The organism is Saccharomonospora piscinae (genome assembly GCF_005862235.1).
Lineage (GTDB): Bacteria > Actinomycetota > Actinomycetes > Mycobacteriales > Pseudonocardiaceae > Saccharomonospora > Saccharomonospora piscinae.
Map to the genome: position 1 here is coordinate 68798 of NZ_VCEK01000007.1, position 21189 is coordinate 89986.

Consider the following 21189-nt stretch of genomic DNA (forward strand, 5'->3'; position numbering starts at 1 on the left):
ACGGGAGCTGCGGACTCGGCTACGGGAGCTGCGGACTCGGCTACGGGAGCTGCGGACTCGGCTACGGGAGCTGCGGACTCGGCTACGGGAGCTGCGGACACGGCGTCAGCGGTCGAGGGCGGCCGCGATCAGTTCGGTCAGGTCCTCCGTGCCAGGGGGGAGTTGCCGGACCGGCCACCACCGGAGGTCCTCGGACTCCTCGCTGACCACCGGGCGCGCGCCCTGGCCTGCCCGGGCCACGAACCGCACGTCGAAGTGCCGGGTCGGCACGCCGAGCGAGCACGTCACGGGGTGGACGTCGAGGTGAACCGGTTCCGGGTCGAGGGTCAGCTCGCGCAGCCCCGACTCCTCGGTGGCCTCCCGCAGTGCCGCCTCGGCGAGTGAGGTGTCCTCGGGCTCGCAGTGCCCACCGAGCTGCAACCACCGGCCGAGCCTGCCGTGCAGGGTCAGCAGCACGTGCTCGCCCTCGGCGTCGAGCACCACGGTGGAGGCCGTCAGGTGGCCCGCCGCGCACGAGCGGTCGCAGGCGTCGGCGCGCGCGGCGAGGTAGCCGAGGTAGCTGTGCCGCAGCGACTCCTGCCCGGCGTCGGTGGGCTGCCACTTCTCCAGGGTCGCGGTCGCGTCGGCGTGCAGTGCGTTCACCATTCCACCAGTCCTTCGTCAGGGTCACGGGCAGGCCGGGGAACCAGCGGGGTGGCCGGGTGGCCGATCGCCACCGCGCCCAGCGGCTGCCAGTGCGGTTCGAGGCCGAGCGTGTCCCGGACGACGTCCGCCGCGAAGATCGTGGAGCCGATCCAGCAGGACCCGAGCCCCTCGGCGGCCAGCGCCACCAGCAGTGCCTGCACGGCGGCACCTCCGGCGACGGTGAACATCGTGTGCTCGCACGCGGCTCGCCGGTCGTCGGGGTAGGGATGCGCGCCGTCGGGGACGAGGAACGGCACGACGATCTCCGGGGCGGTGTAGAGGAGGTCCCCCCGTGCCAGCCGCCGCGTGATCTGGTCGGCGGTGAAGCCGTCGCGCTCCAGGTCGGCCCGCCACGCCTCACGCATCGCGTCGAGCAGCTTCTCCCGCCGCGCGCGGCCGCGTGGCCAGCCGAACCGCACGGGGCGGGTGTGGTGCGGCGCCGGCGCGGTGAGGGCGGCGCCCACGGCGCGGCGCAGCGCGGCGGCGTCGACGGGGTCGTCGGTGAACTCGCGCACCGAGCGGCGGGTGAGTACCGCCTCCCGCCTGCCCTGGGCGAGTGCCTCGGCGGTGCCCAGCCGGAACAGGTCCTCGTCGGCCGGGCGCACGAGGTCGCGTGCGGTGGCCGCGCCGGGAACGTCGTCGCCGACGCGCAGCCCGCGCACCACCGCCACGGGCACGCCGGTCAGCTTGCCCTTCACCAGGTCGGCCGCGGCGGCGACCTCGTCGGCCACGGCGATCTCGGTGACGGCGAGTTCGTTGCCCTGCCCGTCGCGTTCGCCCGCGTACGAGCGCAGCACCCGCAGTCCCGACGAGCCGATGGCGGCGTCGGTCTGGCCCACGCGCCACGCGCGGCCCATCGTGTCGGTGACGACCACGGCGACCTCGATGCCGAGCCGTTCCCGCAGCCCGTCCCGCAGCGCGCGCGCCGAGGCGTCGGGGTCGGCCGGGAGCAGGGCGACCTCACCGGAGTCCACGTTGGAGGCGTCGACGCCGGAGGCGGCCTGGACGATGCCGAGCGGGTTCTCCGTGATCACGGTGCGGCCGATGCGCGCCAGCACGCGCACCGACTCCGCCTCGACGAGCTTGCGGCGTTCGGCGTCCCGGGCCTCGGGGTCGCGCGGCACGCGGACGAGCCTGCCCTCCGCCTTCGACACGATCTTGCTGGTGACCACCACGACGTCACCGGAGCGCAGCCACGGCGCGTGGGTCGCGATGGTGCCGGTGAGATCGTCGCCGGGCCGGAACTCGGGCAGCTCCGCCACGGGCAGGATCTCGATCCTCGGCGCGGCGTGTTCAGTCACCGTCGACCCCGGCGAGATCCAGCGCCGCGCGCACCATGCGGGTGGTCGCCGCGACGTCCGACATCACCAGCGGCACCGCTCGCACGGCCACGCCCGGCACGTCCACCGACTCGCCCTGATGCACCAGCCAGCCGTCGAGCAGCCCGTCCTCGGACGTCTGCCGGGAACCGTAATGCCTGCCCACGGCCTCGGCCGAGGTCTCGACGCCGATGGCGGCGAGGCAGGCGTCGGCCATGCCCCGCACCGGCCTGCCCCCGATGATCGGTGAAACGCCGACGACCCCGGCGGAGGTCCCGCGCAGCGCCTCCCGGACGCCGGGCACCGACAGCACCGAGCCCACCGACACCACCGGGTTCGACGGCGCGAACAACACGGCGTCGGCCTCGGCGATGGCCGCCGTCACGCCCGGTGCGGGCTCGGCCTCCTCCGCGCCGACGGGCACGATGCTGTGCGCGGGCAGCTTGGCGTGGTAGCGCACCCACCACTCCTGGAAGTGCAGCGCCTTGCGCTGATCCGGCTGGTCGGGGTCGTCCACCACGACGTGCGTCTCCACGCGGTCGTCGCTCATGGGCAGCAGCCGCACGCCAGGACGCCAGCGGTCGCACAGGGCCTCGGTCACGGCCGACAGCGGATATCCCGCCCTGAGCATGCGGGAGCGGATGAGGTGGGTGGCGATGTCCTTGTCCCCGAGTGCGAACCAGGTGGGGTCGGCCCCGTACGCCTCCAGCTCGCCCTTGACCGTCCAGGTCTCGTCCGCGTGACCCCACCCGCGCTCGTCGTCCACGCCGCCACCCAGCGTGTACATGCAGGTGTCGAGGTCGGGGCAGATGCGGAGCCCGTGCAGCCACACGTCGTCGCCGGTGTTGACGAGTGCGGTGATCTCGTGGGGGGAGTCCCCCTCGCCCACGGCGGGCAGGCCGAGGGCGGCTTTGACGCCGAGCAGGAAGCGGGCACCGCCCACTCCGCCCACGACGACGACAACCTTCACTGTGCTGGCCTCTGCTTCCGGTCCGGTTGTTGTTCCGGTGCCCGATCCTCGCACGCGACCCGGCCGCGGCAGCGCGGTGTTGGCCGCAGTCGTGGGGTGTTCGCCACGGGCAGTGGGGGAACTCACAGCGGGGTGAACAGCGCCGGTTCGCTCCGGGGCACCACACCGCAACGCGGAGGTGCTCAGGCGCCGTGAACTCGTCCACAATGAATGTGCTACCAGCGGACGGGTTCGCCCGGCCACCGGTGTCCGGGTGGGTGTCCACTCGGTGACATGCCGGCGTCCTCGCCAGCACGGCGGGCATAGGATGCCCGGCGAGACCGCGAAACGTCCGGCAACGGCCAGACCGAATGACAAGCAGGAGAACGCAGTGACCTACGTGATCGCCGAGCCCTGCGTCGACGTGCTCGACAAGGCATGCATCGACGAGTGCCCCGTCGACTGCATCTACGAAGGCGAGCGGATGCTCTACATCCATCCCGACGAGTGCGTCGACTGCGGGGCCTGCGAGCCGGTCTGCCCGGTGGAGGCCATCTACTACGAGGACGACGTGCCCGACGAGTGGAGCGCCTACACCAAGGCCAACGTCGACTTCTTCGACGAGCTCGGGTCGCCGGGCGGCGCGGCGAAGGTCGGCAAGACCGCGCACGACCCGCAGTGGATCAAGGACTTGCCCCCGCAGGGCGAATGATCCCGCCGAGCCTTCCCGACTTCCCCTGGGACTCGCTCGCGGGCGACGCCGCCACCGCGCGGGCTCACCCGGGCGGGATCGTCGACCTGTCGGTCGGGACGCCGGTGGACCCGGTGGCGGACAGCATCCGGGCGGCGCTGGCCTCGGTGTCGGCGGTGCCGGGCTACCCCACGACACACGGCACGCCCGCGCTGCGGGAGGCCGCTGTGGCCGCGCTCCGGCGCCGGCACGGAGTGGTCGACGTGGAGCCGGACGCGGTGCTGCCCACCATCGGGTCGAAGGAACTGGTCGCCTGGCTGCCCACGCTGCTCGGGGCCGGCGCGGGCGAGACGGTGGTGATCCCGGAGCTGGCGTACCCCACCTACGAGGTGGGTGCCCGGCTGGCGGGGGCCCACGTGGCCAGAACCGACGGTCTGACGGCCCTCGGTCCCGCACGCCCCGCGCTGCTGTGGCTCAACTCGCCCGCCAATCCCACCGGCCGGGTGCTGGGTGTGGAACACCTGCGCAAGGTGGTCGAGTGGGCACGCGAGCGCGGCACGGTCGTGGTGTCGGACGAGTGCTACCTCGCACTGGGCTGGGACGCCGACCCGGTGTCGATCCTGCACCCCGAAGTACACGGCGGCAGCCTCGACGGGCTGCTGGCCGTGCATTCGCTGTCGAAGTCGGCGAACCTCGCGGGCTATCGCGCCGGGTTCGTCACGGGTGACCCCTCGCTCGTGCGAAACCTGTTGGCCGTGCGCAAACACGCGGGGATGATCGTGCCGAGGCCGGTGCAGGAGGCCATGACGGCGGCGCTGGCCGACGACGACGCACTGCACGGTCAGCGGGCCCGTTACGCCGCGCGCCGTGCGGTACTGCGCCCGGCGCTGGAGCGCGCGGGCCTGCGTATCGACCACTCCGAGGCGGGCCTGTACCTGTGGGCCACGCGCGGCGAGCCCGCGCGGGACACGGTGGCGTGGCTGGCTGAGCGGGGCATCCTCGTCGCGCCGGGGACCTTCTACGGGCCCGGCGGTGCCGAGCACGTCCGCGTGGCCCTCACGGCCACCGACGAGCGCATCGACGAGGCCGCGAACCGGCTCGGATAGGTGGCATCGAACCAGCAGAACTCGTTGCCGCCTGGCGAGTTTCGCAGTAGTTTTAAACTATGTCGCTGGAAGTGAACTTCTCGGACCTCTCGAACAGGCCTGTCGAGACGGTGCGCAAACTCCAGCAGTCGGCCGACAGGGCGCTGCGAGTACGTCGTCGGGGAGAGGACGAGGACCTCGTTCTCACCACCGCAAGCCGTGCTGAGCAGGCAGCAGCGGTAGCCTCGACCACCGCCACGCTCTTCCTGGCTCTCATGGAACACGACGACCGAGCACGCACGCTGGTCACCGACATCCTGCCCAAGGCGTACCCCTGGGTGCGCTTCCTGCCCAAGGACGCGCTCCGGGAGTTCGTCGTGGAGTTGGTGGACACCCTTGAGGCGGCTGCGTCGCTGGACAACCCCGCCCCGGTCGCGCACCTCGTGGCGGCGTGGCGCAGTACTGCCGAGGCGTACGCCGACCCCGAACTGCTCGCGGCGCTGCGGCGCGAAGGGGACGACTTCGGCGCGGTAGCCGAGCCGCCAGGCGTGGACTCGTGAGCCCGATGGATGACTCGGGGCAAGAACGACACCACGCTTGTCTATGGGCGAACTGAAGCGGGCCGCTACCTGCTCGTCGTCGTGGTCACGGACTGCGGTGACGCTTTCGTGGTCACTGCGAAGGTCGGCCTGACCGGGCGGCCGGAGACGGTCCTCGTGTCGGCCGTGCCCGGCCGCCCGTGCCGGTCAGTCGTTGGCGTGCAGGGCCGCGTTGAGTTCGACGCCCGCGCCCGTGCGTTCGACGGCCTCCACCGCGCCGGTGGCGGAGTTGCGGCGCAGCAGGGCACCCGAGATGCCGGACAGCTCGCGCGCCTTGACGGTGCGTCCCTCGAACAGCACCTTGGTCCCCGCCGTGAGGTAGAGGCCCGCCTCGACCACCGAGTCGTCGCCGAGCGAGATGCCCACACCGCCGTTGGCGCCGATCAGGCACCGCTCACCCAGGGAGATGACCTCCCTGCCGCCGCCGGACAGCGTGCCCATGATCGACGCACCACCGCCGACGTCGGTGCCGTCGCCGACCACGACGCCTGCCGAGATGCGGCCCTCGACCATCGAGGCGCCGAGCGTGCCTGCGTTGAAGTTGACGAAGCCCTCGTGCATCACGGTGGTACCGCTGGCGAGGTGCGCGCCGAGGCGTACGCGGTCGGCGTCGCCGATGCGCACCCCGCTGGGCAGCACGTAGTCCACCATGCGGGGGAACTTGTCGATGCTGTGGACGGTCACCTGGCCGCGCGCCCGCAGCCGGAGGCGAGTGGCCTCGAAGCCCTCGACGGGGCACGGGCCGTGGTTGGTCCACACGACGTTGGACAGCAGCCCGAACTGGCCGTCTAGGTTCAGGCCGTGGGGACGCGCCAGGCGGTGCGAGAGCAGGTGCAGCCGCAGGTACACGTCGTGTGCGTCGGCGGGCGCCTGCGCCAGCGACGCGACGGAGGTGCGCACGGCGACGACCTCGACGGCGCGGGCGTCGTCCGGTCCGAGCAGGGCGGCGGCGTCCTGGCCGAGCGTGTCGGCGGTCTCGGCCGCCGAGAGCCGCTCGGTGCCGGTCGCGGGCACCTCCGCGCCGGAGGTGATCAGTTTGGGCTGCGGGAACCAGGTGTCGAGCACGGTTCCGTCGGTCGTCACGGTCGCGAGGCCGACGCCGGTCGCGCCGGTGGTGTCGGGATCGGGGATTGCTGTGCTCACGGCCGCTACGGTAACCCGCGCTCAGCTCGATCGCGTGGCCACGTCGGGCAGCGCGGACAGTTCCGTGTGGACGTCGGTCAGTGCCGTGGACAGGTCGATGAGGGTGGCCGCGCAGACGTCGGCGTCGCCGCCCGCCGTGCAGCGGTTGCCCCGGTAGGCGCGCACGGCGGCGTCGAGTTCGTCGGCGGCCTCGCGCAGCCGGGGATGGCCGGTCGCGTACTTCCGGGCGGTTCCGCCGACATTGGCGAGTTGCGTGACGAACTTCTCGCACGACGGAGGTCGCACCTCGGTGGGGGCGGTGTGGCAGTCGTCGGCCCGCAGCGCCTCCAGCTTCACCGCGAGCGCGCCGGGCCCGGGATCGGTGGGCCCCTTCGCGGTGGGCCCGGCCTCGCGGGAGCACGCGGTGAGCACCAGCAGCGCGGCGGCCAGGACGAGAAAGGCTCGGGTACGCACGTCTCCACGGTACGCAGGGCGCGTTACGGTGCCAGTCATGGCCTCGCTCGACCTGCGCTCCGATCCCGTCGACCTCACCGCGGCGCTCGTGGACGTCCCCAGCTCCTCCGGTGAGGAGGCCGCCCTCGCTGATGCGGTGGAGGCCGCCCTGCGAGCGCAGGCACCGCACCTGGAGGTGGTGCGCCACGGCGACGCGGTGCTGGCGAGGACCGACCTGGGCCGCGCCGAGCGCGTCGTGCTGGCCGGTCATCTCGACACCGTGCCCGTCAACCACAACCTGCCCTCCCACCGCACCGGTTCGGGTGATGACGAGGTGCTGCACGGTCTCGGCAGTGTGGACATGAAGGGCGGCGACGCGGTGTTTCTCCACCTCGCCGCCACCGTGCCGGAGCCGAGACACGACGTCACCTTCGTGTTCTACGACTGCGAGGAGGTGGAGGCCGCCCGCAACGGGCTCGGCCGCATCGAACGGGAACTGCCCGAGTGGCTGCGGGGCGACCTCGCGGTCGTGGGCGAGCCGTCGAACGCCGTCGTCGAGGCGGGTTGCCAGGGCACGATGCGGGTGGAGCTGCGGCTGGCCGGGACCCGGGCCCACACGGCCCGTGCCTGGATGGGCGACAACGCCGTTCACGCGCTGGCCGAGCCGCTGCGACGGCTCGCGGAGTACGAGGCCAGGGTCGTCGAGATCGACGGACTCACCTACCGCGAGGGACTCCAGGCGGTGCGGGTCGAGGGCGGGGTGGCGGGCAACGTCGTGCCGGACGAGGCGGTGCTGGCCGTCAACCACCGCTTCGCGCCCGACGTCACCGCCGAGCGGGCCGAGGCGCACCTGCGGGAGGTGTTCGACGGCTACGACCTCACCGTGGTCGACTGTTCCCCCGGAGCCCTGCCCGGCCTGGCGGCTCCGCCCGCGGCGGAGCTGGTGCGGGCCGCGGGCGGTCAGGTGGCGGCGAAGCTCGGCTGGACCGACGTGGCGCGCTTCGCCGCGCTCGGGATGCCCGCCGTGAACCTCGGTCCGGGTGACCCGACACTGGCCCACACCCGGCAGGAAAACGTGCCCGCGTGGCAGGTGCGCCGTGTCACCCAGGTGCTCCGACGACTGCTGGCCGGGTGACTCTAGGCCGTGTTTGTTCAGTCCTCTCCGTGCGAGCGGGGTGTGGCGTGGATGAGCCGCAAGGCGGAGGAGGAGCTGATAGCAGCGCTATCGGCGACGACGACAACGCGGCGGATCGCCGCGCCAGGCCCCGCGCAGCCGGTACGTGGGACTGAGCAAACACGGCTTAGGCTTGATCCGTGACCGAGGCGACGCGCAACACCGAGGGCGGCGAACACCCGCCGGAGCGACACCGTGGTCCCGTCGTCCTGCGCCGGGGCAGGCAGTCGGAGGACACCACGACGGACCAGCGGCTGCTCGACTCGCGGGGCCCGAGCGACTGGGTACACACCGATCCGTGGCGGGTGCTGCGCATCCAGGCCGAGTTCGTGGAGGGTTTCGGCGCGCTGGCCGAGGTGCCCCGCGCCGTGACCGTGTTCGGCTCGGCGCGCACTCCCCGTGATCACCCCGAGTACCAGGCGGGACGGGAGATCGGCGCGGCGCTGGCCGGCGCGGGGTTCGCGGCCATCACGGGCGGCGGACCCGGTGCGATGGAGGCGGTGAACCGCGGTGCCTCCGAGGCGGGCGGGCTGTCGATCGGGCTCGGTATCGAGCTGCCGTTCGAGCAGGGCCTGAACCCGTGGGTGGATCTCGGCGTGAACTTCCGCTACTTCTTCACCCGCAAGACGATGTTCGTCAAGTACGCCCAGGCGTTCATCTGCCTTCCCGGCGGTTTCGGCACGCTCGACGAGTTGTTCGAGGCGCTGACGCTCGTGCAGACGAAGAAGGTCACGAAGTTCCCCGTCGTGCTGTTCGGTTCGTCGTACTGGGGCGGTCTCTACGACTGGGTTCGCGGTACCGTGCTCGACGAGGGCAAGATCAACGAACGCGACGCGACACTGCTGCACGTCACCGACGACATCGACGACGCCGTCGGCGTGGTGCAGGACGCGTACAAGGCATGGGAGGACACCCACTAGTGCGACGGATCTGCGTCTTCTGCGGCTCGTCGTCCGGTGCCGACCCCGGCTACGCGGCCGAGGCCGCCGCCGTGGGCAGGCTGCTCGCCGAGCGCGGCATCGGCGTCGTCTACGGCGGCGGCCAGGTCGGGCTCATGGGTGTGGTGGCCGACGCCGCGCTGGAGGCGGGCGGCGAGGTCACCGGCGTGATCCCGAAACACCTCATGCGGGAGGAGATCGCACACCACCACCTCACCGAGCTGCACGTGGTGGACGACATGCACGAGCGCAAGGCGACGATGGCGCGGCTGTCGGACGGGTTCCTCGCGCTGCCCGGCGGTGCGGGCACGCTGGAGGAGCTGTTCGAGGTGTGGACGTGGGCGCAGCTCGGCCTGCACGCCAAGCCGGTGGGCATGCTCGACGTGCGCGGCTACTACACGAAGCTGGCGGAATTTCTCGACCACATGGTGGGCGAGGGGTTCCTGAACCTGCCGAGCCGTGACCTGGTCACCGTCTCCCCGGACCCGGAGGTACTGCTGACGGCGTTCGCCGAACACAGCTACACCCCGGTCGACAAGTGGGCGGGCTGACGCCGGCTGGTGCCGCGGGCTCAGGCCGCGTCGGGGCGGGGCCGCCGGTGATAGTGGTCGACGTACTCTTGGCCGGACAGCTCCATGATCGAGTACATGATCTCGTCGGTGACCGCGCGCCGGATGGCGGGTGACGAGCCGAGGCCCTGGTAACGCGTGAAGTCCAGCGGAGGGCCGAACCGCACGTGGACCGGCCCCGGCCTCGGGATCCTGCGCCCCACGGGCAGCAGCCGTTCGGTGCCGCTCAGCGCCACGGGCACCACGGCGGCGCCCGTCTCCAGCGCCAGCGACCCCACCCCGGTGTGACCCCGGTAGAGCCGCCCGTCCAGCGAGCGGGTGCCCTCCGGGTAGATGGCGAACGTCTCGCCCCGTTCCAGCACGGCCCGGGCGGCCCCGAGCGCCGCGAGTCCCGCCTGTGCGTTGCCGCGCTCCACCGGCACGTACCCGAGTGCGGAGAGGAAGGACGCGACGACCTTCCCTTTGAGCCCGCCGCCCGTGAAGTACTCGGCCTTGCCGAGAAACCGCACGGGCCGGGGCGAGGTGAGCGCGATGACGGCCGTGTCGATGGCGGAGCGGTGGTTGGGCGCGAGCACCACGGGCCCGTCGGCGGGCACGTTGTCCAGGCCGGTCACCTCCGGCCGGTAGACCAGCCGGGCCAGCGGCGCGAGCCCACGCCTGATCAGCAGTTGCAGCACGGTCCCTCCCCGTCGCGATCCCGCCCCAGCATCGCACGGCGTCGCCCCCACGCGACCCGGCCGGGTGATGTCGGCACGCGGGACGCGGGGCCGGGCGGGGAGGGCGTCCGGCGCGGCGCACGCCGGGGCGGCGGGTGTGTCACGATCGTGGGGTGACCACCGCCCTGATCTACCTCCTCGTGATGCTGCTGGTGGCGGCCGTGGTGTTCCTGCTGGCCTCGCTGGTGTTCGGCAGGGGCGAGGAGCTGGCGCCGCTCGCGGCGGGCAGCTCGCCCACCCGGTTGCCCGCGGAGGACATCACCGCCGAGGACGTCGAGGCCGTCAAATACCAGATCGTCGTGCGGGGGTACAAGATGTCCGAGGTCGACTGGGTGATGGCGCGGCTCGGCACGGAGATCGACCTGCTGCGCGCCAGGGTCGCCGAACTGGAGACGGCGCACGCGGGCGGTGAGGTGCGGGGTGAGTGACCTGGCGGTGTCGGTGGAGGTCGCCGCCCCGGCGGGGACGACCTGGCTCGCCCTCACCGACTGGGAACGGCAGAGCGAGTGGATTCTCGGGACCACGGTCCGGGTCGTGGCGGGCAACGGGCGCAGCGTCGGGTCGAGGCTGGAGGCGTTCACCGGCGTCGGCGGGATCGGCGTGACCGACACGATGGAGATCACGAGCTGGGAGCCCCCGGTGCGCTGCACCGTGCGGCACCTCGGCAAGATCGTCCGGGGCACGGGCGGCTTTCACGTCCACGCGCGGGGGCCGCAGCGCAGCGTCTTCGTGTGGGCCGAGGAGTTCACGCCCCCGTTCGGTCCGGTGGGGAGGCTGGGATGGCTGCTGGTGAGGCCCGCGTTCACGCTGGCGCTGCGCCGGTCGATGCGGACGTTCGCGCGGTTCGCGGAGAGCTACATGGTGGGCGGGTGAGCCCGGAACTGCTCGGGCCCGACGGCGTGGCCCGCTGCGCGTGGGGCAACACCGCACCCGACTACGCGACCTATCACGACGAGGAGTGGGGCGTGCCCCTGCGCGGCGAGACCGCGCTGTTCGAGCGGCTGACGCTGGAGGCGTTCCAGTCGGGGCTGTCGTGGCTGACGATCCTGCGCAAGCGCGAGCACTTCCGCCGCGCCTTCGCCGGGTTCGACCCGGCGCGGATCGCGGAGTTCGGCGACGCCGACGTCGCACGGCTGCTCGCCGACGCCACCATCGTGCGCAACCGGGCGAAGATCCTCGCGACGATCCGCAACGCCAGGGCGGCCACGGCGCTGGACCGGCCACTGGACGAGCTGCTGTGGTCGTTCGCGCCGCCGCCGGACTCGCGTACCCGGCCCCGCACGATGGCCGACGTCCCCGCCACCACGCCCGAGTCGACGGCGATGGCCAGGACGCTGAAGCGGCAGGGTTTCGCGTTCGTCGGCCCCACCACCTGCCACGCGCTGATGCAGGCGACCGGCATGGTGGACGACCACGTGCGGGGCTGCTTCCGGGCGCTCTAACGGCCGGTGAAGCGGGGGCGTCGCTTCTCCACGAACGCCTCCACGGCCTCCCGGTGATCGGCCGTGGCACCCAGCTCGGTCTGCGCCGCGTCCTCCGCCGCCAGTGCCTCCGCCAGCGACGACCCGGCCGCCGCGGCCACGGTGCTCTTCACCTTCGCGTAGGCGCGGGTGGGACCCGCTGCCAGTGTCGCGGCCACGGTGTGTGCGCGGCTCGCGAGCTCGTCGTCCGGCACCACCTCGCCCACCAGCCCGAGCCGCAGTGCCTCGGTGCTGTCGACCTTGCGCGCGAGCAGCATCAGCTCCACTGCCCTGCCGTGGCCGACGAGCCGTTGCAGCGTCCACGACGCGCCCGAGTCCGGGCCGAGGCCGACACCGGCGAACGCCATGGCGAAACTGGCCGACGCTCCCGCGACCCGCAGGTCGCTGGCGTAGGCGAAGGCGGCGCCCGCGCCCGCCGCCGACCCGTTCACCGCGGCGATGACCGGCTTGGGCATGTCCACGATCGCGGTGACGATCGGGTTGTAGTGCTCGGCGACCGTGCGCAGCGGCGCCGTGTCCCCGGAACGCAGCATGCCGACGTGCTCCTTGAGATCCTGGCCCGCGCAGAAGGCCCTGCCGGACCCGGTGAGCACGACCGCCCGCACGGTGTCGTCGGCCGCCGCGTCCCGCAGCGCGGCGAGCAGGCGCTCCTTCAACTCGACGGTCAGCGAGTTGTAGGCGTCCGGCCGGTTCAACGTGAGCGTGCGCACGCCGTCGGCGTCGGTCACCAGCAGTACCCCGCCGTCGTCGCCCCCGGAAACGGCGTTCGTGTTCGCGTCCGTGTTGTCCTGTGCGGTCACCGAAAACCTCCGTCGTTCGTCCTCGCCCGGCGAGTCTGACAGGCCCGCGGCGCGCATACCAGCAACGATCCGGCGTCGCTAAGATCGGTCCACGTTCGCGGCCCACTCCTCATGGGGGACAATGGTCACGACCCGGTTGCTTTGGCGAGCGCGACCCGGGCGCGCTGGTTCAGACGGAGGGAGCACGCTATGGCGGCCATGAAGCCCCGGACCGGTGACGGTCCCCTCGAAGTGACCAAGGAGGGACGGGGCCTCGTGATGCGCGTACCGCTCGAGGGCGGTGGGCGACTCGTCGTCGAACTGACGGCCGAGGAGGCCAAGGACCTCGGCGTGGCCCTCCAGCAGGCCACCAGCTGACAGCCCCGCTCCATTTATGCCGGTGCCGACTCGGCCCGGCCTGACTCGTTGTGCCTGGAGATCGTATGGCCCGCCCGCCGCTTCCCTCCGTTCCCTCGCGGCTGGTCGAGGTGGAGGTGGCCGACCGCACGAGACGAACAGCCCCGGTGGCGGTGCTCGTCACGAACGAGGACGTCGCCGAGGGCGCGGTCTCCGGCCCGCCGGGCTTCGCGGGTGCGGAGGGCGAGGTCCAGGAGCTGACCGACGGCGACGGCCCCCGCTGGCTGGTCGGCGTCGGTGCGGGGGCGCCACGGCACTACCGCACGGCCGGTGCGACCTTCGTCCGCGCCGCGCACGCCTGCGCGGACACCACGGCCTCCTCGGGTGGGCGCCCCCCGCTCACGGTGCAGGTGCGACCACCCGCGCGGGCGGGCGCCGCCGAGTACGCCGCGTTCGCGACGGGTGCGCTGCTGGGCGGGTACCGGTTCCGGGTGAGCGGGGCCGAGGCGCCGGTCCGGGTCCGGACACTGCGGCTGGTCGCGCCGGGCGAGGGCCTGACCGAGTGCGCCGACGCCGTCGCCAGGGCGGTCGAGCTGGCCCGCGCCACCGCACTGGCGCGTGATCTGGCCAACGCACCGTCCAACGTGAAGGACCCGGCGTGGCTGGCGCGGACGGCCGAGCGCACCGCCGGAGCCACACCGGGCATCGACGTCACCGTGCGGGACGAGAAGTGGCTCGCACGGAACCGGTTCGGTGGAATGCTCGCCGTGGGCGGCGGCGCGGCGTCTCCGCCGCGGCTGGTGGAGCTGGAGTACCGGCCCCGTGGCGCCACGACGCACCTGCTGCTCGTCGGGAAAGGCATCACCTTCGACACGGGCGGACTCTCGCTGAAGCCCAACGCGGGCATGCACCTCATGCGCACGGACATGTCCGGCGGCGGTGCCGTCATCGCGGCCGTCCGCGCGATCGCCGCGCTGCGGTTGCCCGTCCGGATCACCGCACTCGTGCCCTCGGCGGAGAACACCGTGTCGGGCTCGGCCTACCGGCCGGGTGACGTGGTACGCCACTACGGCGGACGCACCACGCAGGTCGACAACACCGACGCCGAGGGCAGGATGGTGCTCGCCGACGCGCTCGCCTACGGCACCGCGACGTTCCGCCCGGACGTGGTCGTCGACGTCGCCACCCTCACCGGCGCCATGAAGGTGGCGCTGGGACTGCGTACCGGCGGGCTCTTCGCCACCGTGGACGACCTCGCCGACCGCCTCCGCACGGCGGGGGACGTCGTGGGGGAGCGCTGGTGGCGGATGCCGTTGTCGGAGGAGCACACCGCCGCCGTCACCGCCGACATCGCCGACGGCCGTCAGTGCCCACCCGGCCCCGGCGGCGTCACCGCCGCGCTCTTCCTGCGCGAGTTCACCGCCGGGCTGCCGTGGGCGCACCTGGACATCGCGGGCCCGGCCAGGGCGGAGAGCACGTACGCGGAGGTCGTGCCCGGCGGGACCGGTTTCGCCGCCCGCACTCTCGTGGAGTTCGCCGCCTCCTATCGCTGAGCGGGGCCGCCGGCGCGGGCATGCTGCCGGACGAAGTCGCGAAACGCCGTCACGGCGGGCGGCAGCGGATGCCCGGCGGGCCACGCCAGCCCGATCTCGCGGGTCACGGGCGGGTCGAGCCGGATCTCGGCGACTCCCGAGGGCGGCCGGGGGCCGAACGCGGGCAGCAGCGCCACGCCCAGACCGGCCGCGACGAGGCCCCGCACGGTGTCGGACTCCTGCCCCTCGAAGGCCACCGTGGGCGTGAATCCCGCCTCGGCGCACAGCTCGTCGGTGATCTGCCGCAGCCCATAGCCGTGTTCGAGTAGCACGAACACCTCCCCGGCCAGCTCGGCGACACCGACTCCCGCCCGGTCCGCGAGCCGGTGGTCCGCCGGTACGGCCAGGAACAGTTCCTGCTCGTCCAGGACGACCGAGTCGAGGCCCGGCGCGGCGGGAGGCGGCGCCACCAGCGCCAGATCGACCGTGCCCGACGCGAGTCCGGTCACGATGTCGTCCCTCGACCCCTGCACCAGGCTGAACCGGACGTGCGGGTTGCCTGCCCTGAAGTCCCGGACCAGCGTGGGAACCAGCGACCGGCCGAGCAGGTGCAGGAATCCGAGCACGACGTGCCCCGACGCGGGGTCGATCTCCTCCCCGACCTGGCGCACACCGTGCTCGAGCGCGTCGATGGCCCGTCCTGCCGCCCCGGCGAGGAGGTGCCCGACCCGCGTGAGGCGCAGCCCGCGTCCGTCGGCGACGGTCAGCGGCGTGCCCACCCGGGCGCTCAGCGCCGCGAGGCGGCGGCTGGCGGTGGGCTGCGGAATGCCGAGGACCGCCGCCGCCCGGGTGAGATTGCCCGTGACGTCCAACACGTGGAGCAGCGCGGCGCCGGGGGCCAGCTCCGCGGTGAGCGGGGTGGGCCGTACGTCCGGCAGCTCATTCGTCATGGTATCGATTATGCCCAGAAAGCGCATTGGACGTATTGGTTAGCAACACTTACCGTCGATGGGCGTGGGGTCCACCGCGCAGGAATCCGTGACCAGTCCCGTGAGCGCCCGCCGCGTGACCGTGGCGGTGGCCGCGGCGGGACTCTGCTCGTTCTCGTTGCTGTACGCGCCCCAGCCGTTGCTGCCGCAGTTGGCCGCCGAGTTCGCGCTCGATCCCGGCGCCGCGTCGCTCGCCGTGTCGGCGGGGACGGGCGGGCTCGCCCTCGCCGTGCTGCCGCTCGCGGTGCTGTCCGAGATCGTGGGCAAGCGGCGGGTGATCCTGGCTTCGGTGCTGGTGTCGGCACTGCTCGGGCTGTTGCTGCCGCTGGCTCCCTCCTACGAGGTCCTGCTCGTCCTGCGGGTGGTGCAGGGCATGGCCATCGCGGGGTTTCCCGGCGTCGCGGCGGCGTATCTCGCGGAACTGCTCGGGGCGGCGGGCGTGGCGGGCGCGGTCGGAGCCATGATCGCCGGGAACACGGTGGGGGGCATGCTCGGCAGGCTCACCGCCGGAGGTGTCACGGACTGGCTGGGCTGGCACGGCGCCCTGGCCGCGGTCGGGGTGATCGGGGCGTTGTGCGCGCTGCTCACCGTCGGCACGCTGCCGAGGGCACCCGAGGGCGCGCGGGTCGAGCGACGCGCACTCCGGCCTCGGCTGCGTACCGTGCGCTCGGGGTTCGCGGCCGGACTGCGGACGCGGGTGCTCTGGGCGCAGTACGGCGTGGCACTGCTGGCCATGGGCTCGTTCGTGGCCCTCTACAACGCGGCCGGCTTCCGGCTGACCGGCGACCCGTTGAATCTCAGTCCGGCCGTCGCCTCACTCGTGTTCCTCTGCTACGCCATGGGTTCGGTCTCGTCGGCCACGGCGGGCAGGCTCGTGGCGCGGTACGGGCGCGCGCGGTGCCTGCTCGTGAGCCTCGCCGTGACCGCGCTGGGTGCGGTGGCCACGGTGGCGGACTCGCTGGTGATCGTGGTCGCGGGTTTCGTGGTGTTCACGGGCGGGTTCTTCGCCGCTCATGCCGTCGCCAACGGGTGGGCGGCGGCCGAGGCGCCTACCAGGGCTCGTGCCTCGGCGTCGGGGCTGTACACGCTCGCGTACTACCTCGGTAGCAGCGTGGGTGGCACCGTGGGCAGCGTGGTGTACGGGTACGCGGGCTGGGGCTGGCTCGTCGGTGCCGTGTCGGTGTGGCTCGGGGTCGCCGCGGCGGGTGTGCTCCTGCTCGCGCGACCGAGAGTGACGGCGACCGCGTGAGGAACCACCGCATCGTGCCCGAACATTTGTTCGATTATTGGCTATGATGAGGTCATGAACAGCAGCGACACTCCGGTGGCCTCACGAGTCCGACGTCGCCATGGCGGCGACCAGCAAGCCGTTGCCCATGGGCAGCAGGGTGGGCACCAGCCGGGTGTCCTCGCGGACCGCGCGGGCGACGTCGCGCAGCGCGAGCAGTTCCGGCTCACGCCGGGTGGGGTCCGCGAGGCGGCCCGCGGCGAGCACGTTGTGAAACACGATCACGCCGCCCCGTCGCAGCAGTTGCACGCCGAGGTCGAAGTAGCCGGGGTACTCGACGCGCGCGGCGTCGGCGAAGACCAGGTCGTAGCCCGCCGTCGTGAGCCGCGACAACACGTCGAGCGCTCTTCCCATGATCAGCCGGGTCCGGCCGGCCGGGTATCCGGCGTCGAGGAACGAGCGCCGGGCGCTGCGGTGGAACTCCGGTTCGATGTCGATCGAGGTCAGGACGCCGTCGGGTGGCATTCCTCTGAGCAGGTACAGGCCGCTGACGCCCGCGCCGGTCCCGATCTCGACCACCGCTCTGGCCTGCAACGCCGCCGTCAGGAAGCTCAGCGTCGACCCTGTGGCGCACGACACCGGTGGGCAGCCGAGCTGTTCGGCTCGCAGGCGGGCCCCGGTAAGGACGTCATCCTCGGGCAGGTACGCCTCGATGAATTCGCCGAGATCGACCCAACCGGTGATGTGCGTCTCGGAGTCCACGCGCCAGAGGTTAGCGCGGCACCCCCCGGGTGCTGGGCCAGTACGGCAGGCCGCAGTGCTGTTCGTCTCCGCGACGGCGGTCGCGAGGACACGAAGCCCCCCGGTCGCTTATGGTGACCGGTTCGGTGACACTGCGGGGTTGTCGCAGGTTGGCGGCGCGTCGAGGGAACGTCCCGGCTCGGCATGCTGCTTTCTCAGGATGCTCTCAGACGTCCTTCACTACAACCACAGGAAAGCGGGTAACACTGGGACGCCAAGGACGGGAACTCCCGTTGTTTCCGCCACGTTGGGTGGAGTAGTGAAGGGGACGGGCCGATGGAGGTGCCTCAGCTGCCGTACGACAGCTCGCAGACCGCGCCGGTGCTGGTCGAGGACGAGGTGACGTGGACGCCGCCGACCTGGGACGAGGTCGTCCGGCAGCACGCCGACCGCGTGTACCGGCTCGCCTACCGCCTGACGGGTAACGCCCATGACGCGGAGGATCTGACCCAGGAGACGTTCATCCGGGTCTTTCGTTCGCTCGCGTCGTACCGCCCCGGCACCTTCGAGGGCTGGTTGCACCGCATCACGACGAACCTGTTCCTCGACATGGCGCGGCGCCGTTCCCGCGTCCGCATGGAGGGCCTGCCGGAGGACACCGACCGGATCGTGGGTGACGACCCGAGTCCCGAGCAGGTGTACTCGGCCACCCACCTCGACCCCGACCTGCAAGCCGCGCTGGACGAGCTGCCGCCCGAGTTCAGGGCGGCCGTCGTGCTGTGCGACGTCGAGGGACTGTCGTACGAGGAGATCGGAGCGACGCTCGGCGTTAAGCTCGGTACGGTCCGCAGCCGGATCCACCGCGGCAGGCAGGCGCTGAAGTCGTCCCTCGAGCGCAGGCGGGCGCTCAAACAGGAGGCACGAGTATGACCGTTGGCAAGGGATGGGGGTTTGCCGAGTCGCACCTTCTTCCCGACGCCGTGGTGGCGTTCGTGGACCAGGAGCTGTCGATCGGCGCTCAGGAGCGTGCCGCCGCGCACCTCGCCCACTGTCCCCGGTGTGCGGCGGAGGTCGCCGCGCAGCGAGCCGCCAGTTCCGCCGTGCGGCAGGCACGGACCCCGACGATCTCGACGGGGTTCCTCGCCAGCCTGTGCGACATCCCGCAGAACGCGGACCTGCCCGGCTCGCCGGACAACCTCGCGGTGGGTGCCGACGGGCAGGTGATGGCGGTGCAGCGTCCCGACCGGGTCGCGGGGCTGCGGGACACGCTGCCGCCCGGCGCGCTCGGCACGTCGGCTCCACTCGGTACCTCGCCTTCCGTGCTCGGTGGGGGCACGCGCCATGCGTGGTCCCGCCGCAGGGCGACCCAGGGCGCGGGTGTCGTGGTGTCCGGGCTCGTCCTCAGCGCGCTCGCGCTCGTGGCCAACACCGGCACCGAAGGCGGGGGGACCGCGGGCGCGGACCCCGACGCCAGCACGACGCCGCGCACCGGTGTGCTTCCGGCCCGCTTCGGCGGGCAGGCGCAGGCGACCCAGGCGACCAGCACGTCGTCGACGCCCGCGACCCCGACGTCGTCGGGTGCCACCGAATCCGACACCTCACGCTCGGGCACGTCCTCGTCCGTCACGACGGCGGCCGTCACCGCCACCACATCGGTCCCACGCTGACTTCACCGGCCCGTGGGCAGCATCGCTGTGGGAGGCTTGGCGTAGGGTCACACGCCGGGCATCTCGAGTGATCACCGCAGTCCAACCGGGGAAGAATGAACGAGCGAGCCACGCCGCAGCAGGAGGAGTCCGGGCAGCACGAACACCGGCTCCGGCCGCGCCCTCTCGCGCGACCGTCCGTGGACCCGGCCTCGGCCGCGACGTTCGGCAGGCCGGAGGGTGTCGAGGGCTCGTTCGACCTGTTGCGTGGTCCGGACACCCACGGGCGGCCCGCCTCGCCCCGATCGGCTCCGCCTCCGCAGTCGTTGACGGAAGCGTTCGGGCGGCAGCCGGGCGACGAGGAGGTGCTGCTGCAACGGCCGGAGGGGCAGAACACCGACGGCGCGAGTCCGGGACCGGGCGGCGACGACGACGAGCCACTCTGGACGGCGGACGACGATCCGTGGCGTGACCCGGCCGCGCCTGCCGTGCTCGGCAAGCCCGCGCTGCGGGACGGCGCTGCCGCCGACAGCGACCCCCAGCGTCCCACCGGGCCGTTGTTGAGCCTGCCCGAGGTGCTGTTCGGGCGCCGTGTCAAACCTGTGGCGCTCGCGTTGCTCGCGATCATCGCACTGGCGATCGGCGCGGGCGGCGGCGCCGTCGGGTGGGCGATCGCCACGGCAGGGGATTCCCTCACCGGTGAGTTGAACATCGCCGAGGCCGACGCGGCCAAGGAGCGGCCTGCGGGGTCCGTGGCCGACATCGCGCAGCAGGTCGCGCCCTCGGTCGTGTCGATCGAGGTGGAGGCAGGCCAGGCCGGCGGTGTGGGGTCCGGCGTCGTGATCGACCCCGAGGGCTACGTTCTCACCAACCACCACGTCGTCTCGCGCGCCTCCCGCGACGACAACGCCAAGGTGACCGTGGTCTTCATCGACGGCACCCGGACCAGCGGCGAGGTCGTCGGGACCGACCCGAAGACCGACCTCGCGGTGCTCAAGGTCAACGTGGAGAACCCGGTGGTCATCGAGGTCGGTGACTCGGCCGAACTCGCGCCCGGCGACCGGGTGATGGCCATCGGCTCGCCCTTCGGGCTGGAGAACACGGTGACGGAGGGCATCGTGAGCGCGCTGAACCGGCCGGTGACGGCGCCGGGCGAGAACGGCGACCCACCGGTCACCTACGACGCCATCCAGACCGACGCGGCGATCAACCCCGGGAACTCGGGTGGCGCACTGGTCGATTCCACCGGCGCCCTGGTCGGCATCAACGCGATGATCCGGACGGCGGGCAGTACGGGGGAGGGCGGCAGCATCGGCCTCGGCTTCGCGATCCCGGCGAACCAGGCCGTGGAGATCAGTGAGTCGCTCGTGCGCGACGGCAGCATGCGGCACGCCTCGCTGGGGGTGAACGCCGCCTCGGTGGCGGCCAACACGTCGCAGGGTGCCCAGGTGCGCAACGTCGTGCCCGACGGCCCGGCGGCGGGCGCGGGCATCGAGGAGGGCGACGTCGTGGTGCGGGTCGGCGAACGCCAGGTGCGCAACGCGGCCGAACTGACCGTGGCGGTGCGGGAGCACGAGATCGGCGACGAGGTCCCGGTGCGAGTGGTGCGCGGTGGGCGAGCGCTCACCGTCGAGGTCACCCTCGGCGCGGACTGACGGGGTACGCTTTCACCGCATCGTGGTTCGAGGCGGAGGTTGGGCGCGTGTTCGACAGCATTGGCTGGGGTGAGATCCTCGTCCTCATCGTCGCCGGCCTGTTCATCCTGGGCCCGGAGCGGCTGCCCGAGGCCGCCGCCTGGATGGGGCGGACGGTACGCAAGGTCAGGGACTTCGCGACCGGAGCCCGGCAGCAGTTGCGCGACGAGGTGGGCACGGACTTCGAGGAGTTCCGGCAACCGATTCAGGACCTGCGCAATCTCCGCAACTTCGATCCGAGGCAGGCGGTGACGCAGCACCTGTTCGACGGGGACCCCGACCCGCTGGGCCTGAACAACATCAACGGCACCGACTCGCCCGGCGGTAACGGCCAGGCGACCGGTGGTACCGGTGGTGCGGGTTCCACCACCCCGCATCACGTGGAGCCGCTGAAGGCGGGCGAGAAGCCGCCGGTGGACCCGGACGCCACCTGAGCCGACGTC

Annotated in this window: 25 protein-coding genes; 16 read left to right on the forward strand and 9 right to left on the reverse strand. The window is 72.5% G+C overall.

Annotated elements, in window-relative coordinates:
* Positions 1–105 precede the first annotated feature (105 nt).
* The 3 genes from FFT09_RS21900 to cofD are packed head-to-tail and all read right to left on the reverse strand — an operon-like array spanning position 106 to position 2973.
* Complete coding sequence (locus FFT09_RS21900; RefSeq protein WP_024877771.1) at positions 106–645, reverse strand: NUDIX hydrolase; 540 nt, start codon at positions 643–645, stop codon at positions 106–108.
* The gene (locus FFT09_RS21905) at positions 639–1985 is read right to left on the reverse strand and encodes a coenzyme F420-0:L-glutamate ligase (RefSeq protein ID WP_138383880.1); all 1347 of its coding nucleotides are present in this window, start codon (positions 1983–1985) and stop codon (positions 639–641) included. Before FFT09_RS21905 ends, FFT09_RS21900 begins: the two co-directional genes overlap by 7 nt.
* Positions 1978–2973, reverse strand: a complete 996-nt coding sequence (gene cofD / locus FFT09_RS21910; RefSeq protein WP_081193681.1) for a 2-phospho-L-lactate transferase — start codon at positions 2971–2973, stop codon at positions 1978–1980. The genes FFT09_RS21905 and cofD overlap by 8 nt, the downstream gene beginning before the upstream one ends.
* Before the next feature lie 370 nt (positions 2974–3343).
* Between cofD and fdxA the strand changes: the two genes are divergently transcribed.
* From fdxA to FFT09_RS21925, 3 genes are read left to right on the forward strand one after another with little or no spacing between them, the layout of a single operon-like run.
* Positions 3344–3664: a ferredoxin gene (fdxA, locus tag FFT09_RS21915; RefSeq protein ID WP_024877768.1), complete on the forward strand. Its 321-nt coding sequence runs from the start codon at positions 3344–3346 to the stop codon at positions 3662–3664.
* Positions 3661–4749, forward strand: coding sequence for a succinyldiaminopimelate transaminase (gene dapC / locus FFT09_RS21920; RefSeq protein ID WP_138383881.1), 1089 nt, complete (start codon positions 3661–3663; stop codon positions 4747–4749). The genes fdxA and dapC overlap by 4 nt, the downstream gene beginning before the upstream one ends.
* A gap of 59 nt (positions 4750–4808) precedes the next feature.
* Entirely contained in the window at positions 4809–5288 is a 480-nt protein-coding gene (locus FFT09_RS21925; RefSeq protein WP_081193685.1) for a hypothetical protein, read from the forward strand.
* Positions 5289–5474: 186 nt separating this feature from the next.
* On the opposite strand, the gene dapD is transcribed toward FFT09_RS21925, so the two are convergent.
* Both dapD and FFT09_RS21935 read right to left on the reverse strand, forming a co-directional pair.
* Positions 5475–6470 (reverse strand): 2,3,4,5-tetrahydropyridine-2,6-dicarboxylate N-succinyltransferase, encoded by a 996-nt coding sequence (gene dapD, locus FFT09_RS21930; protein ID WP_138383882.1) that lies wholly within the window; start codon positions 6468–6470, stop codon positions 5475–5477.
* Between the two features lie 21 nt (positions 6471–6491).
* Positions 6492–6923 carry a hypothetical protein gene (locus FFT09_RS21935; protein WP_081193693.1) on the reverse strand — a complete coding sequence of 144 codons (432 nt, stop codon included), beginning with the start codon at positions 6921–6923 and terminating at the stop codon, positions 6492–6494.
* Positions 6924–6960: 37 nt separating this feature from the next.
* Between FFT09_RS21935 and dapE the strand changes: the two genes are divergently transcribed.
* The 3 genes from dapE (at position 6961) to FFT09_RS21950 (ending at position 9565) form a co-directional block, all read left to right on the forward strand.
* Positions 6961–8037 (forward strand): succinyl-diaminopimelate desuccinylase, encoded by a 1077-nt coding sequence (dapE, locus tag FFT09_RS21940; protein ID WP_138383883.1) that lies wholly within the window; start codon positions 6961–6963, stop codon positions 8035–8037.
* 179 nt (positions 8038–8216) lie between these two features.
* Complete coding sequence (locus tag FFT09_RS21945) at positions 8217–8996, forward strand: LOG family protein (protein WP_081193697.1); 780 nt, start codon at positions 8217–8219, stop codon at positions 8994–8996.
* Positions 8978–9565 (forward strand): LOG family protein, encoded by a 588-nt coding sequence (locus tag FFT09_RS21950; protein WP_081193699.1) that lies wholly within the window; start codon positions 8978–8980, stop codon positions 9563–9565. The genes FFT09_RS21945 and FFT09_RS21950 overlap by 19 nt, the downstream gene beginning before the upstream one ends.
* A 20-nt stretch (positions 9566–9585) precedes the next feature.
* Here the strand turns inward: FFT09_RS21950 and FFT09_RS21955 are convergent, their stop codons facing one another.
* The gene (locus tag FFT09_RS21955) at positions 9586–10260 is read right to left on the reverse strand and encodes a lysophospholipid acyltransferase family protein (RefSeq protein ID WP_138383884.1); all 675 of its coding nucleotides are present in this window, start codon (positions 10258–10260) and stop codon (positions 9586–9588) included.
* 152 nt (positions 10261–10412) lie between these two features.
* Here FFT09_RS21955 and FFT09_RS21960 point away from each other — a divergent pair, with 152 nt between their 5' ends.
* The 3 genes from FFT09_RS21960 to FFT09_RS21970 are packed head-to-tail and all read left to right on the forward strand — an operon-like array spanning position 10413 to position 11741.
* The gene (locus tag FFT09_RS21960) at positions 10413–10727 is read left to right on the forward strand and encodes a DivIVA domain-containing protein (protein WP_024877655.1); all 315 of its coding nucleotides are present in this window, start codon (positions 10413–10415) and stop codon (positions 10725–10727) included.
* Positions 10720–11172 (forward strand): SRPBCC family protein, encoded by a 453-nt coding sequence (locus FFT09_RS21965; protein WP_024877654.1) that lies wholly within the window; start codon positions 10720–10722, stop codon positions 11170–11172. The genes FFT09_RS21960 and FFT09_RS21965 overlap by 8 nt, the downstream gene beginning before the upstream one ends.
* Entirely contained in the window at positions 11169–11741 is a 573-nt protein-coding gene (locus FFT09_RS21970) for a DNA-3-methyladenine glycosylase I (RefSeq protein WP_081193701.1), read from the forward strand. The genes FFT09_RS21965 and FFT09_RS21970 overlap by 4 nt, the downstream gene beginning before the upstream one ends.
* Here the strand turns inward: FFT09_RS21970 and FFT09_RS21975 are convergent.
* On the reverse strand, positions 11738–12514 hold the full coding sequence (locus FFT09_RS21975; RefSeq protein WP_244231468.1) for an enoyl-CoA hydratase-related protein: 777 nt from the start codon (positions 12512–12514) through the stop codon (positions 11738–11740). The genes FFT09_RS21970 and FFT09_RS21975 overlap by 4 nt on opposite strands.
* A 255-nt stretch (positions 12515–12769) precedes the next feature.
* On the opposite strand from FFT09_RS21975, the gene FFT09_RS21980 reads away from it, so the two are divergent.
* Together FFT09_RS21980 and FFT09_RS21985 are read left to right on the forward strand one after the other, a co-directional pair.
* Positions 12770–12937, forward strand: coding sequence for a DUF3117 domain-containing protein (locus FFT09_RS21980; RefSeq protein WP_081193705.1), 168 nt, complete (start codon positions 12770–12772; stop codon positions 12935–12937).
* A gap of 65 nt (positions 12938–13002) precedes the next feature.
* A complete protein-coding gene (locus tag FFT09_RS21985; RefSeq protein WP_138383885.1) occupies positions 13003–14469 on the forward strand; it encodes a leucyl aminopeptidase family protein in 1467 nt (488 codons plus the stop codon).
* Here FFT09_RS21985 and FFT09_RS21990 read toward each other — a convergent pair.
* Positions 14460–15398: a LysR family transcriptional regulator gene (locus tag FFT09_RS21990; protein WP_138383886.1), complete on the reverse strand. Its 939-nt coding sequence runs from the start codon at positions 15396–15398 to the stop codon at positions 14460–14462. The two genes, FFT09_RS21985 and FFT09_RS21990, sit on opposite strands and share 10 nt — an antisense overlap.
* 64 nt (positions 15399–15462) lie before the next feature.
* Here FFT09_RS21990 and FFT09_RS21995 point away from each other — a divergent pair, with 64 nt between their 5' ends.
* Positions 15463–16686 carry an MFS transporter gene (locus FFT09_RS21995; protein ID WP_244231462.1) on the forward strand — a complete coding sequence of 408 codons (1224 nt, stop codon included), beginning with the start codon at positions 15463–15465 and terminating at the stop codon, positions 16684–16686.
* Between the two features lie 81 nt (positions 16687–16767).
* Here FFT09_RS21995 and FFT09_RS22000 read toward each other — a convergent pair whose 3' ends face one another.
* Positions 16768–17427: an O-methyltransferase gene (locus FFT09_RS22000; RefSeq protein WP_024877648.1), complete on the reverse strand. Its 660-nt coding sequence runs from the start codon at positions 17425–17427 to the stop codon at positions 16768–16770.
* A gap of 315 nt (positions 17428–17742) precedes the next feature.
* On the opposite strand from FFT09_RS22000, the gene sigE reads away from it, so the two are divergent.
* The 4 genes from sigE to tatB all read left to right on the forward strand — a co-directional run bounded on the left by sigE (position 17743) and on the right by tatB (position 21180).
* Complete coding sequence (gene sigE, locus FFT09_RS22005; protein WP_024877647.1) at positions 17743–18336, forward strand: RNA polymerase sigma factor SigE; 594 nt, start codon at positions 17743–17745, stop codon at positions 18334–18336.
* Complete coding sequence (locus tag FFT09_RS22010) at positions 18333–19073, forward strand: zf-HC2 domain-containing protein (protein WP_138383888.1); 741 nt, start codon at positions 18333–18335, stop codon at positions 19071–19073. The genes sigE and FFT09_RS22010 overlap by 4 nt, the downstream gene beginning before the upstream one ends.
* Positions 19074–19168: 95 nt before the next feature.
* Positions 19169–20707 (forward strand): S1C family serine protease, encoded by a 1539-nt coding sequence (locus FFT09_RS22015; protein ID WP_138383889.1) that lies wholly within the window; start codon positions 19169–19171, stop codon positions 20705–20707.
* A 47-nt stretch (positions 20708–20754) separates the two neighbouring features.
* A complete protein-coding gene (tatB, locus tag FFT09_RS22020) occupies positions 20755–21180 on the forward strand; it encodes a Sec-independent protein translocase protein TatB (protein WP_081193717.1) in 426 nt (141 codons plus the stop codon).
* Positions 21181–21189: the final 9 nt, after the last annotated feature.

What these genes read in the sequence shown, in the direction of transcription:
- FFT09_RS21900 (WP_024877771.1), bottom strand. Translation starts at nt 645, where the DNA reads ATGGTGAACGCACTGCACGCCGACGCGACCGCGACCCTGGAGAAGTGG.
- dapC (WP_138383881.1), top strand. Translation starts at nt 3,661, where the DNA reads ATGATCCCGCCGAGCCTTCCCGACTTCCCCTGGGACTCGCTCGCGGGC.
- FFT09_RS21925 (WP_081193685.1), top strand. Translation starts at nt 4,809, where the DNA reads ATGTCGCTGGAAGTGAACTTCTCGGACCTCTCGAACAGGCCTGTCGAG.
- dapE (WP_138383883.1), top strand. Translation starts at nt 6,961, where the DNA reads ATGGCCTCGCTCGACCTGCGCTCCGATCCCGTCGACCTCACCGCGGCG.
- FFT09_RS21950 (WP_081193699.1), top strand. Translation starts at nt 8,978, where the DNA reads ATGGGAGGACACCCACTAGTGCGACGGATCTGCGTCTTCTGCGGCTCG.
- FFT09_RS21980 (WP_081193705.1), top strand. Translation starts at nt 12,770, where the DNA reads ATGGCGGCCATGAAGCCCCGGACCGGTGACGGTCCCCTCGAAGTGACC.
- FFT09_RS21985 (WP_138383885.1), top strand. Translation starts at nt 13,003, where the DNA reads ATGGCCCGCCCGCCGCTTCCCTCCGTTCCCTCGCGGCTGGTCGAGGTG.
- FFT09_RS21990 (WP_138383886.1), bottom strand. Translation starts at nt 15,398, where the DNA reads ATGACGAATGAGCTGCCGGACGTACGGCCCACCCCGCTCACCGCGGAG.
- sigE (WP_024877647.1), top strand. Translation starts at nt 17,743, where the DNA reads ATGGAGGTGCCTCAGCTGCCGTACGACAGCTCGCAGACCGCGCCGGTG.
- FFT09_RS22010 (WP_138383888.1), top strand. Translation starts at nt 18,333, where the DNA reads ATGACCGTTGGCAAGGGATGGGGGTTTGCCGAGTCGCACCTTCTTCCC.
- FFT09_RS22015 (WP_138383889.1), top strand. Translation starts at nt 19,169, where the DNA reads ATGAACGAGCGAGCCACGCCGCAGCAGGAGGAGTCCGGGCAGCACGAA.